The organism is Lihuaxuella thermophila, from assembly GCF_900110165.1.
Lineage (GTDB): Bacteria > Bacillota > Bacilli > Thermoactinomycetales > Thermoactinomycetaceae > Lihuaxuella > Lihuaxuella thermophila.
The window spans coordinates 1-10,428 of sequence record NZ_FOCQ01000026.1 but is presented as its reverse complement, the minus strand read 5'-3'; the positions used below and the strand labels follow the sequence as shown (position 1 = coordinate 10,428).

Below are 10,428 nucleotides of genomic sequence, written 5' to 3'. Positions count from 1 at the left end.
TGATATGATCAAGTGAAACACTTAGAGGATGAGGATACTCATATTCAAGAGATACTTTTTTGTTACATATTTGGCATATACCGCCGTCTCTTTCGAATATATCCATTAAAAAAAACGCGTTCAACAAACTTCCCTTTTAAACGTTTTTGTCTGTTCAATGCATTAGCTCTGTTGGAACATTTAATAGAACAATAAACCCTTCTTTCTGCCATGTAGTTAGTTCTAAACAATGTTCCACAGTGACGACATTTCTTTTCTACATATGGCTTTGTTCCACAATTCTTTTTGGGTTCTTCAAGTAAATCTTTATATTCTTTACGCTTGTTCGATGTAGTGCTTCCTTTTCTATGGTTATAGGCGCATTCTCTAGAACAAAATATATTCTTTGTTCTCCCACTTCTTTTATGCTTGAATTCAGATCCGCAATGTTTACAAATATGTGTTTGAAACCTTTGACTAAGAACCTGACCAGCCGATTTCTTTCCGCATTCACGAGAACAACATTTTTGGCTTTTGTAACGCGGGGCGAACTCCGCATTACAAACAACACAAACAGCGGTCATATTTTCAGCGGTCATATTTTTGACTGTTCTAGGCTGTTTGTTTCTGCATTCATCAGAACAATATTTTCGAGCAGGGCCTTTCTTTCTGAGGTATTCAAATTGTTTACCACAAGTTGCGCATATGGTAATATTCAACTATCAACGCCTCCATGTCAGGTGTTGGTCACGTTCCTGGGTGTTGCAGCACCGCAGGAACTTTTATTTTGATTAACTATTCTTTCGTAAACATCAATTTCCTTTTGTATACTTAATCTTTTTATTAGCAAACCCACTATCATATTTCGCTGTCTTCCTACTATGACAACTCCAACACATAGGAGCCCAGTTGCTTGCTTGCCAGAATAAATATCTATCGCCTTTATGCGGCACGATATGATCCACCACCGTCGCTTTATCCCCACACACTACACAATATGGATTTGCTTTCAGGAAACGTTGCCTCGCTTTTGCCCACTCTCGATCATAGCCTAGCTGCGCAGGGGTGGGGCGTTTCCGATTGTACTCCCGTTTCCGTTGTCGTTCCTGCGTCTTATATTCATTGGCATGTTTATCACAATACCGCGACTGTGTAAGGTTTGGGCAACCGGGTTTATTGCATGGTCTTAGCGGTCGTTTAGGCATCGTACCACATCCATACAAAATGGGTTTTACACAATTACATTCAGTAAAATAAAAAGCACCGCTTGGGTGCTGTTATATTATCGCTTTTCAGGTGTATCTTGGATGAACCCCGTACCTCCGCATTCTTCGCAAGGATCGTCAAGGACTACGCGGACCTCTTCGCCTATCTCGGAATTATAGGCATAATCCCATTCTTTACCCGTTCCTTCGCAGTAAGGGCATTCCCGCTTTCCTTCCATGTTCATCACCTCTTTAACAGTATATCTATTCATCAAGCGTTAACCAAGTTTTACACAACCTACTTGAGTAAAATAAAAAGCACCGCTCGGGGGCTGAGTTTTACATAAAAAAGGCTTTTGTACGTATCAATACGTATTGAATACGCATCAAATACGTATTATAATTAATACTGAAGGGAGGGGTTCTAATTCCAAAGTCGTCACGAGAAATTATCAAAGCATTAAAGAAAGATGGATGGTACTTAGCAAGGGTCACAGGTGATCATCACCACTTCAGACACCCAACAAAAAAAGGTACTGTAACAATACCTCATCCTAAGAAAGATTTACCGAAAGGGACAATAAAAAGTATTGAGCGACAATCAGGGATCAAGATTCTTTGATCCCGCCCCTTTCCCTTCAAATACACAAAGGAGATGATTTTAATGGCAAAAATTTATTATATCTATCCGGCTGTTTTTCATTATGATCCAGACGTTAAGGGTGTAGGTGTAACCTTCCCCGATCTTCCGGGCTGCGTTTCTCATGGTGAGGATGAAGAGGACGCTTTTCGCATGGCCCAGGAAGCACTTGCCGGACACTTGTATACCATGATGGAAAACAAAGAAGAAATTCCTGCCCCTTCTAAACTCAGTGAAATTAACTTAGAAGAATACAAAGAAGAAGGTGAACAGGTAGCATTAGTTCTCGTTTCTGTTTCAAAAAAAGCGGTTCAGGAAATCGGGCAAAAATCAGTCAAGAAAACTTTAACTATCCCTAAATGGTTAAATGATCTTGGTGAAAAACATGATGTAAACTTTTCGCAAATTCTCCAAGAAGCATTAAAACACCACTTAGGAGTGAATCACTGATCATGCAAATGAAACACAAAAAAAGAAAGCGCCGATTCGCCCACTGTATTGGAGGAATTTCACCTCCAATTTTTTTATCGGTTCGGCGCTTTAAATTTGAGCGGGAAGATAACGGAAATCCGGATGGGAAAGGAATTCCCACCTGCCCTTTTGATGAATTTTTTTGTTTTTCCCGCTCGCTTTGGTAGGGGGATTTTCAAGGATGATCCCCCAAAAACCTATTCAAGTATAGGGGTATCATTTATGATAAAAGCCTACCAAACCTTCCGGGTGATTTGGCAAACTCTTCCGATACCATAATAACACGAAATAATCAACCAGAAAGTATGTTCTTGGTATGTTTCTTCTTCCGCGTCCTGGCGCTGATCTGTTTGATCCAGATATAACTGTATCCAAGTTCAGCCGCAATCTCAGCCAAGGTCATTCCCTTAACATCCCGTAGATAGCTGACTTTATATTCAAGCCCTTCAAATTCGGACATGCGCTTTTCAATCTCTTTTCTCGTCTTCTCTTTTTCTTCTAGGAGAGTGCTGTACATTTCCACTTGATCACATATCTCTTCCATCCGCTTTAAACAGATGTCCAGTGGGAAAGATCGATTTCCGAAACATGCACGATACCAAAACTTATACTCCATTTCCAAATCTTTGATTCTCAATGTCAGGATGTCAATCTCCGTGCACAAATCAGAGTATAGTTTCTCCATTTTCCCACCCCATGTTATAATGAAATAGCACGAAGATCGCGCAATTTCCCCGCCCGAAAGCGGGGATTTTTTGTTTGTCTTTTCTATCGATTGGTGATGCCCGAGCCTGATCGGAAAGGATGGAGATTCAGGGTTTGAGTTATAGTTTCTTTCAGAATCTCCTTGATCTCCTCACTCCGATAGCCACTTTCCAAGCTTTTGACCCACTCATAAACGGGCCCGTCTTCGGGTGTAAAAGTGATATTGCGCTGTTGAGGGCGGAAGTATCTGTTCTTTTCCATCTCTTTTTTCAGTGACTGAACATCGCAAACGGTTTGCAGAGGGAAATATTGCTTTTGTAGATACGCCTGAATACAAAGCTTGGTTAGCATTGAAAAGCTTCCTTTCGGCAACGTTTGGTGCCAAGAGCGAATCAACCGATCTTTCTTTCCTAAGTAAACTCCAACAGTAAGCTCGTAATCGTTCAACCGTTTAGTACTATGCACACTCAATGGTATTTCTCCCTTCTTCTTTAAATGTGATGATCTGCATCCGGATCTTGTCTGCTTGAGTGATTGTTTCAGCTACTTGAGCAGCCTTTCGCCTGCTTTCAAACTGATATGCGTATGATTGATCACGAGTCCAAACAACGTGCGGGCCAAAACACGATTCGATATCACAAAACTGGACATATTCTTTTGTCGCTGGCCGGTAAATCAGATGGAACTTAGTCACCCTCCGACCTCCCCTTTCAGTAACACTAGGTAGTTATGTCTCATATAATGTAGTGGTCCATGGGAAACCTCTTTTCTGCCGCTCCCCTGCTGTTGAGGCAGGGGGTTAACTCACGATGCCATCTCCTCCGTTTCGATCGAATTTTGGTCGCAGTACCACTCCCACATTTCCCGCTGCTCTTTAGACAACTTGTCTTGGTTGTAGTAGAACCACCAGGCTTGCTCTTTCGTCATCGGTTCGCTCACAGGGAAGAAAATATAACCGCTGCCGAATGAATCACAACCGAGTTTTATAAAACCACCGGATTGAATAACCGACTCCCGATCCACATACCCTTTTCTTTCCTTGGACAACTTTTCTCTCAATCGGTTCATTTCTCTCTCGTGGGCATCATAGATCAGCTCTGCCAGCTGGTGATGTTCCCCGTACCGGCACGGGTAAAATTGCCCGTCCAGTGCCAGCCATCCAGATAATCCTTTCATGGTGTCGCCTCCTGTTTTGACTTTCTCCTAACCGCCACTAGAACAATGCTTCCGTGAACACTTCTCCATAAGACGTTATTTAAGCATGATTCATGGCATATTCCTAATTCATCATCCCAGGCCATTTCATCCTCATAAATCAAATCGGTGCAAAGAGGACAATCGCCTAATATGCAACCACTTGCCACTCCCACACCTCCGATCAGGGCGGATGGCCGCCCGTTTGTTTCTTCGTCTTTTCATTCCGTCTCCAATCTGACCAATTGCAGATATTGGACTGCAAAAGCACCGCTGAAACCTTCCAGGAAAATCAGACGTTGTTTAAGTCTTCCTTCGCCCACTGTGTATTCATCCGTGCTGCAAGTCCATATTTTGCCGTTGTATTTTTCCGCCTCGGCGCATGTGTGCATGACAACTTTGTCGCCTTTTTTGAGAGTGTGTTTACCCATTTTTTATCCTCCTCCAAAGGGACAGTGGCCGCCCTGTAATCTATAAGCTGTGTAAAAAGTCGGCTTGTTTTATAGGTCTTTTATCTTGTTTGATGAGATCTTTTAATTTATGAGAAATAAGACCTAAGCTTCCGCCGCCAAGATTACGCCCAGTGTGAGCGTCGTAGCAGATGTAAGAATAAAATTGGCTGTATCGTTGGATGACATAGTTGCCGATCTGGATGACTTCCCATCTTCCCAGGCTTTTAAGCCGGCGTTGAATCGCTTTTTTCACGTTCACTCCTCCTCAAACGCCACTGCCAAATCAGTAAGCTCATCTGCAAGCTGATCGCGGATCTCGCGTTGACTATCAGATAGATACCACTGATTGAATATCAGCTGAAGCACTTTGACCTGTTCCTCGGTGAGCTCCCATAAAACCGTTTTTGGTTTGCTAATTTGCTTTTCACTCTTGTGATTGCTAAAATTCACTTGTATCACCTTTTCTTTAGGGTCATGCACCCCTCTGGTGGAAGCCAGAAGGGTGCTTTTTATTTGTAGTCCGCTTCAACCATAGCCCTGAGAATCGGATAAACTTGCTGAGGTACAACGGCATTACCCAACGCCTTCAACCGAGCTACCCGGTTCTTAACCCCTTCCGCTACCCTGGGTGGCTCCCAATCATACTGCTCCTGACCTAATCCTGCCGGCCATCGATGTCCGTCCATCCCGGTGGGAAACCCATCAAGCACTCTACCCAGTCCGGATTCAGCTGGCCTTTCTGCCCTTCTCGGATCAACGCTCCAGGTACTGAATCCCGATCTTTCTGCGATTGAGGTAACGTTGCATTTTTGCTGTCCTGCGCCGTCGGTGTCGGCCACATCTTGACTGCTGCTGGTAAATCTGGAGTTCTCCGCTTTCTCTCCGATGGGCAATCTCCCCGAATGCTTGCTTTCGGTGTCGGCCAAAGTTTCACTTGTTGTTCCAAAGTTGGACTCCATCCTGGACTGCTGTACCCTCCGATTTTGTTTGCTCTCGGAGTGGCCCACAATCCAGACCCGGTCCCGTCTGTGGGGCGCACCGACGGCGCAAGCTGGAATAATAAACGTCCGGCAGGAGTAGCCTTCACTTTCCAAGTCAGCAAGTACATCGTCGAGTGCCAATCTAACGATTCCAGCAACGTTCTCTCCAAGTATCCAAGTGGGTCTAAGTTCCTTGATAACTCTAAACATTTCCGGCCAGAGGTGGCGGTCATCTTCCTTGCCTCGTTGCTTCCCGGCAACACTAAATGGCTGGCAGGGGAATCCTCCACAAACAATGTCAATTGTTCGTGCATCATCTATCACTCCGTCTCTCTCCAACCTCTCCCGAGTTAACTTCCGAACATCATCATAGATCGGCACATACGGCCAATGTTTCCGCAAAACCTTTTGACAATGCGGTTCTATTTCGCAAAAGGCAACCGTTTCGATCCCGGCCCATTCTGCTGCTAAACTAATCCCGCCGATTCCGGAGAAGAGGTCCACCATTCTCACTCTTTGTCCTCCTCATACTTCGCACATGCGTTCCATCTCACCCGATGATCTGTGCCGGCTCCGTTTGTGTTGCCACGTAGAGCGCATTTGTAATAGGTTCTATCCCATCGTTTTGCAAACAGGTGCTTGCATGTTTTGCACTTGGCTCCATCTGGTCCAGGCCCGTGTGTCTTCCTCATTGGATTCGGCTCATTCTGCTGGCAGTTCTCGCAGATTAAGGAAAGATCGTTCCTCCAAACGGCTCTGAAACTGGTACCGCATAGCTTGCAAACACATTTCATGGTGTTTAGTGATGTTACTTCATCAGGAAAGAGCTCAAGCTGTCCCACTTACCTCACCACCTGAAGCAAACTCGAAGAGCGACATTTGCAAATCATAATTCATGAGAAGCACTTCTCTGGCACGATTGTCCGCGGTGCTTTTGTTCGTGATAACCTGCTTATGTGTATCAAATGTCTCTATGCGCCATCCATCATAGAGGCGGTAAACCATTGGGTGATCATAGTACGAGACAATCGCCTTCCCCTTTATCTGCTTCAGCATCTCCGCCAGATCTCTGTGATCCCTTTCGCTAAACTCACCCATGTAGTAATGCTCGCAATCAAAATAAGGTGGATCGCAGTAGAACAAAGTATCCGGGGAGTCGTATTTCTCAATAACCTTGCGAAAATCCAAGTTTTCGATTAACACAGGACGCATTCTCTTAGCAAAACTTTCGATACGTTGACATGCTGTTTGATAACTCCTTGCTGGATTTTCTTTGCTGGTTGTGCTATGTCGCCATCCAGTGTTTTTGTTCTTAGGTGAATTCCCTTTGGCAATGGCCGACCGGTTAAGATAGAACCACCTTACCGCCCTCTCAAACGGATCCGCCGGCCACTTTCCAGCTTTCCATTCATCCCGCCATGTTTCGTAAAGCCATCGGGAATATGGCAGCGTCTCGCAAGCCTGCCGGAGCTTTTCCGGATCCGCCCTGGCAACGAGGAGAAAATTTACCAGATGTCCGTCAATATCGTTATATATTTCATGGGCAGATGGAGACTTTTGGGCCATCACATGGGCCGCACCACCAAACAGTTCAACATACACTTTGTGGTCAGGCATCCGGGAGATGATCTCCACGGCAAGTTTTGCTTTCCCGCCCATCCAGATGAGTGGTGATCTTGTTGCTATCATGCTGTTTCTCCCTCTCCTTGCGTCTTCATTGCCTTCAGAACCGCCTGTGACCGGCTCTGCCCTTTTGCGGTGATTCCGCCTGGAAGGTGAGCACGCCACCAACCTTGACTGAGCCTCGTCACATGACCGATGAATCGTCCTTGCGGCCCTCCTTCTCGAACCGAGAACGTTTGACCGCCGCGTAAAGATTCAAAGTAGAAGCCTTCTTTGCTGACCCTGCCCTTGATGCGCTGTTTCATGCACCACACCTCCGCCGGCCGTCTTCCCCGCCTGGTCTCTCGCTGATCCATCCCTTTTTAAGCGCGTAATCGTGAAGAAACCTTAAATCATTGGTGGTTCGATCCGGCCACCCTTTGGCGATATCTTTAAGAGCCAGACCGCACTTCCACATGTGCACAAACTCTTTCACGTCTTTCCCGCGCCATTTTCCGGGAATGATAACCTCATCGTCTGCCGGCAGCGATGATTTAATTGGCTTCTTAAGTTGTGTTTGCTTCCAGGTGATTGCTGCTTCCATGATGTCACGCTCCCATTTCTTTTTTCAGAGCTTCGTAGTCGTCCCGTATTTCTTTAAACCGAGGGTAAGCCAGGTGGAATTCGATCATTCCCTCGCTGATCTCTTTTGTTTCCATCCCGGAGAATTTCGCCAATATCTCGCGCCTTTGCGGGATAACCCCGGTCTCCAAGTATCGATTTTTCATGAATTCATACACCCACCAACGGTTCATGATGATCCCCCTCTATTCTTCAATTTCTCAACGTCAAAGAATCTATTGGTTTCCTTGAAGAATCCAAGCTCTACAACCCCGGTTGGCCCGTTTCGTTGTTTACCAATGATCACTTCAACGATGTTTTTCTTTTCGGTTTGAGGATTGTAATACTCATCCCGATATAAAAGCATAATCAGGTCCGCATCTTGCTCGATGTTTCCACTCTCCCGCAGATCACTCATCACTGGCCGTTTGTCCTGACGTTGATCTACGCCGCGAGACAGCTGAGCCAGGGCTATAACAGGAATATCAAACTCCTTAGCCATGCCCTTGAGTTGAGAAGTGATCTCCCCAAGCTCCAGGTATCTTTCTTGCCGACCCGATCCTCTCACGTACTGCAAATAGTCGATAATGATACATGAGAGCCCTCGTTCTCGTTTCATCCTCCTCGCTTTAGCTTTCATATCTGCAACAGTGAGCCCCGGCTGGTCATCAATGACCAATTGAGCTCTGCTAAGAATCCCCATTGCTTCTGTATACCGTTCATATTCATCGGGTTGGATCAAACCTGAATTCATTTTTTGAATGTTGATCATTGCTTCTGATGCAAGCATCCGTCGAACCAATGACTTTTTACTCATCTCCAACGAGAAGAAAAGAACGGGCTTTTCTTGATCGACACTAATATTTCTTGCCAGCTGAAGAGCGAATGCCGTTTTCCCCATACTCGAGCGACCGCCAATTACAATGAAATCGGCGTTTTTAAGACCAGTAGTTTTTAGATCTAAATCTTTAAAACCCGTTGATAGCCCAACAATCCCTTCACCCTTGTGATACAACTCATCAAATTCCTCACTAAACTCCATCAATGCAGACATCATCGTTGTCATTGTTTCGGTGGAAGCAGTCGTATCCGTAATCTTTGCCAGCTTTGCTTCCGCCTGTCCAATGGCCTCCTTGATGTCATCCCGATCCCGCAGATGTCCAGCTTGGATAAGCTCATACCCAACTTTCATGGCTTCGCGCAACGCCCATAAATCCCTTAACCGGGTAGCATGATAGACAATGGTGGCCGTAGTTGTTATGGCGCCCATCATTCTGTTGAGCTTTGCGATATCAATTCCGTGTTTTTGCAAAAACGGTGCCATTTCAACTAGATGAACTCGAGTCTCATCGTCTTGCCAGAGCTCAATGATATGTTCATACAACAGCTGGTATTGGCGATGATAGAAGTATTCCGGCTTAATAAAATCTGCAATTTCAGCGATACAGGCCGGATCATAGATCATGCTTCCAATGATTTCTTCTTCGAGTGCTGTATCAAATGCCGGTTTAATCTCCATTCACGGCACCCTTCCTTCTCTGCTGGCGTTCAAGCATCAGCTGGCGCATCTCTTCCTCGACTTGCTGTTGACGCTCAAGATCCTCGTCTGTCGGCTGGTTCACCCGGACCGGTTCTTTGTTCCATGATCGCTCTTTAGGTGGCCTCTGCGGCAGCGGGAGCACTTTCCCACGGCTATTTTCTAAGATGCCTTTCAGGTAGGCTAATGTTTTATCAATCGGTTCTATCAACATCTTTGCTTCCAGAGTGTCAATGGCAGAATAAACCTCGGAGTAACCAAATTCGTTATACATCTTGCCGATGAAAGCATAGTCGCCTTTGTGCTGTTTGACTCCGGGGATACTACGATATTTGGAAACTAACTCGGCAATGAGCTCTTTATTGTTTGGTGGTTTATCAGCTACAACCACACCGTCGCCAGACGGTGCCGAAGGCTGTTGTAGTATTTTTCTATTCTCTTCTGTTCTGTTCTCTTCATGGCGGTAAATTTCGGAGTTTCCCGGAATTTCCCGGAAAGGTTCGGAAACCTTCTTGGCATTCGGATCGTCAGGGCCGGGAAACTTTGATTTTGTGCGTTTATGAAGCCCTGTCTGGTGCCGTTCAAAATCAACGATCTGGATGTATTGGCTACCATCAACCTGGTACCATTCAATTAGATTTTGTTCGACCATCTCATAAAGAGCATTTTCAACGTCTTGCTTTGTTTCATCGGCCATTGGCACGACTAAGGCTTTTACTTTTGCTGGTGATCCGGGCATTCTTCCAAAATCGTCTGTATGCGGGATCATCCAGGTAAACAGCAATCGGGCAAATATTGACATCGCATTGACCTTTTCCGACACACTAATACTTTTACTAATCATCCTGCGCTCTGCCATGGTTTCCTCACCTACTCCTGAGTTTCTTAGACTGTTTAGGAAGTTCCGGGAAATTCCCGGAAGGTTTGGGAGAAGGGCGGGGCGATCGGCCGCCGCCCGTAATTTATGCTTGCCAAACGGTTTCCCATTCGATATAAAACCGGCTTTTTGACATATCCCATTTAAGGAAGCCTCTCTTCACTC

General features: G+C 45.4%; 19 protein-coding genes. 2 read left to right on the top strand and 17 right to left on the bottom strand.

What is annotated here, in order from left to right; all coding sequences use genetic code 11:
- Positions 1-62 precede the first annotated feature (62 nt).
- The 3 genes from BMW55_RS19130 to BMW55_RS19585 form a co-directional block, all read right to left on the bottom strand.
- The gene (locus tag BMW55_RS19130) at positions 63-698 is read right to left on the bottom strand and encodes a hypothetical protein (RefSeq protein ID WP_139179509.1); all 636 of its coding nucleotides are present in this window, start codon (positions 696-698) and stop codon (positions 63-65) included.
- A gap of 93 nt (positions 699-791) precedes the next feature.
- Positions 792-1,184 carry an HNH endonuclease gene (locus BMW55_RS18655; protein WP_089970849.1) on the bottom strand — a complete coding sequence of 131 codons (393 nt, stop codon included), beginning with the start codon at positions 1,182-1,184 and terminating at the stop codon, positions 792-794.
- A 77-nt stretch (positions 1,185-1,261) separates the two neighbouring features.
- Complete coding sequence (locus tag BMW55_RS19585; RefSeq protein ID WP_170839956.1) at positions 1,262-1,423, bottom strand: hypothetical protein; 162 nt, start codon at positions 1,421-1,423, stop codon at positions 1,262-1,264.
- Positions 1,424-1,611: 188 nt separating this feature from the next.
- Between BMW55_RS19585 and BMW55_RS18650 the strand changes: the two genes are divergently transcribed.
- Positions 1,612-1,806 carry a type II toxin-antitoxin system HicA family toxin gene (locus BMW55_RS18650; RefSeq protein ID WP_211663681.1) on the top strand — a complete coding sequence of 65 codons (195 nt, stop codon included), beginning with the start codon at positions 1,612-1,614 and terminating at the stop codon, positions 1,804-1,806.
- Positions 1,807-1,848: 42 nt separating this feature from the next.
- Complete coding sequence (locus BMW55_RS18645) at positions 1,849-2,274, top strand: type II toxin-antitoxin system HicB family antitoxin (protein WP_089970846.1); 426 nt, start codon at positions 1,849-1,851, stop codon at positions 2,272-2,274.
- 313 nt (positions 2,275-2,587) lie between these two features.
- Here BMW55_RS18645 and BMW55_RS18635 read toward each other — a convergent pair whose 3' ends face one another.
- The 14 genes from BMW55_RS18635 to BMW55_RS18565 form a co-directional block, all read right to left on the bottom strand.
- Complete coding sequence (locus tag BMW55_RS18635) at positions 2,588-2,980, bottom strand: sigma factor-like helix-turn-helix DNA-binding protein (protein WP_089970840.1); 393 nt, start codon at positions 2,978-2,980, stop codon at positions 2,588-2,590.
- 83 nt (positions 2,981-3,063) lie between these two features.
- Positions 3,064-3,351 carry a hypothetical protein gene (locus BMW55_RS18630; protein ID WP_139179508.1) on the bottom strand — a complete coding sequence of 96 codons (288 nt, stop codon included), beginning with the start codon at positions 3,349-3,351 and terminating at the stop codon, positions 3,064-3,066.
- A gap of 106 nt (positions 3,352-3,457) precedes the next feature.
- Positions 3,458-3,694, bottom strand: coding sequence for a hypothetical protein (locus BMW55_RS18625; protein ID WP_089970834.1), 237 nt, complete (start codon positions 3,692-3,694; stop codon positions 3,458-3,460).
- A 110-nt stretch (positions 3,695-3,804) separates the two neighbouring features.
- Positions 3,805-4,176, bottom strand: a complete 372-nt coding sequence (locus BMW55_RS18620; protein ID WP_089970828.1) for a hypothetical protein — start codon at positions 4,174-4,176, stop codon at positions 3,805-3,807.
- A 239-nt stretch (positions 4,177-4,415) separates the two neighbouring features.
- Entirely contained in the window at positions 4,416-4,625 is a 210-nt protein-coding gene (locus BMW55_RS18615) for a hypothetical protein (RefSeq protein ID WP_089970825.1), read from the bottom strand.
- Positions 4,626-4,665: 40 nt separating this feature from the next.
- On the bottom strand, positions 4,666-4,899 hold the full coding sequence (locus tag BMW55_RS18610; RefSeq protein ID WP_089970822.1) for a hypothetical protein: 234 nt from the start codon (positions 4,897-4,899) through the stop codon (positions 4,666-4,668).
- A 2-nt stretch (positions 4,900-4,901) separates the two neighbouring features.
- Positions 4,902-5,096, bottom strand: coding sequence for a hypothetical protein (locus BMW55_RS18605; protein WP_089970819.1), 195 nt, complete (start codon positions 5,094-5,096; stop codon positions 4,902-4,904).
- 59 nt (positions 5,097-5,155) lie between these two features.
- Positions 5,156-6,139, bottom strand: coding sequence for a DNA cytosine methyltransferase (locus BMW55_RS18600; protein ID WP_089970817.1), 984 nt, complete (start codon positions 6,137-6,139; stop codon positions 5,156-5,158).
- 315 nt (positions 6,140-6,454) lie between these two features.
- A complete protein-coding gene (locus BMW55_RS18590) occupies positions 6,455-7,285 on the bottom strand; it encodes a DNA adenine methylase (RefSeq protein ID WP_280139788.1) in 831 nt (276 codons plus the stop codon).
- 26 nt (positions 7,286-7,311) lie between these two features.
- Positions 7,312-7,554 (bottom strand): hypothetical protein, encoded by a 243-nt coding sequence (locus BMW55_RS18585; RefSeq protein WP_089970808.1) that lies wholly within the window; start codon positions 7,552-7,554, stop codon positions 7,312-7,314.
- Positions 7,551-7,832, bottom strand: coding sequence for a hypothetical protein (locus BMW55_RS18580; protein ID WP_089970805.1), 282 nt, complete (start codon positions 7,830-7,832; stop codon positions 7,551-7,553). The genes BMW55_RS18585 and BMW55_RS18580 overlap by 4 nt, the downstream gene beginning before the upstream one ends.
- Positions 7,833-7,836: 4 nt before the next feature.
- Complete coding sequence (locus tag BMW55_RS18575) at positions 7,837-8,043, bottom strand: hypothetical protein (protein WP_089970802.1); 207 nt, start codon at positions 8,041-8,043, stop codon at positions 7,837-7,839.
- Positions 8,040-9,368, bottom strand: coding sequence for a replicative DNA helicase (gene dnaB / locus BMW55_RS18570; RefSeq protein WP_089970797.1), 1,329 nt, complete (start codon positions 9,366-9,368; stop codon positions 8,040-8,042). Before dnaB ends, BMW55_RS18575 begins: the two co-directional genes overlap by 4 nt.
- Positions 9,358-10,245: a hypothetical protein gene (locus tag BMW55_RS18565; RefSeq protein ID WP_089970793.1), complete on the bottom strand. Its 888-nt coding sequence runs from the start codon at positions 10,243-10,245 to the stop codon at positions 9,358-9,360. The genes dnaB and BMW55_RS18565 overlap by 11 nt, the downstream gene beginning before the upstream one ends.
- Between the last annotated feature and the right edge of the window lie 183 nt (positions 10,246-10,428).

Bases quoted from the DNA above. Each gene is read 5' to 3' on its own strand.
- BMW55_RS18655 (WP_089970849.1), bottom strand. From the start codon at position 1,184: ATGCCTAAACGACCGCTAAGACCATGCAATAAACCCGGTTGCCCAAAC.
- BMW55_RS19585 (WP_170839956.1), bottom strand. From the start codon at position 1,423: ATGGAAGGAAAGCGGGAATGCCCTTACTGCGAAGGAACGGGTAAAGAA.
- BMW55_RS18645 (WP_089970846.1), top strand. From the start codon at position 1,849: ATGGCAAAAATTTATTATATCTATCCGGCTGTTTTTCATTATGATCCA.
- BMW55_RS18635 (WP_089970840.1), bottom strand. From the start codon at position 2,980: ATGGAGAAACTATACTCTGATTTGTGCACGGAGATTGACATCCTGACA.
- BMW55_RS18630 (WP_139179508.1), bottom strand. From the start codon at position 3,351: ATGCTAACCAAGCTTTGTATTCAGGCGTATCTACAAAAGCAATATTTC.
- BMW55_RS18620 (WP_089970828.1), bottom strand. From the start codon at position 4,176: ATGAAAGGATTATCTGGATGGCTGGCACTGGACGGGCAATTTTACCCG.
- BMW55_RS18615 (WP_089970825.1), bottom strand. From the start codon at position 4,625: ATGGGTAAACACACTCTCAAAAAAGGCGACAAAGTTGTCATGCACACA.
- BMW55_RS18590 (WP_280139788.1), bottom strand. From the start codon at position 7,285: ATGGGCGGGAAAGCAAAACTTGCCGTGGAGATCATCTCCCGGATGCCT.
- BMW55_RS18585 (WP_089970808.1), bottom strand. From the start codon at position 7,554: ATGAAACAGCGCATCAAGGGCAGGGTCAGCAAAGAAGGCTTCTACTTT.
- BMW55_RS18580 (WP_089970805.1), bottom strand. From the start codon at position 7,832: ATGGAAGCAGCAATCACCTGGAAGCAAACACAACTTAAGAAGCCAATT.
- BMW55_RS18575 (WP_089970802.1), bottom strand. From the start codon at position 8,043: ATGAACCGTTGGTGGGTGTATGAATTCATGAAAAATCGATACTTGGAG.
- dnaB (WP_089970797.1), bottom strand. From the start codon at position 9,368: ATGGAGATTAAACCGGCATTTGATACAGCACTCGAAGAAGAAATCATT.
- BMW55_RS18565 (WP_089970793.1), bottom strand. From the start codon at position 10,245: ATGGCAGAGCGCAGGATGATTAGTAAAAGTATTAGTGTGTCGGAAAAG.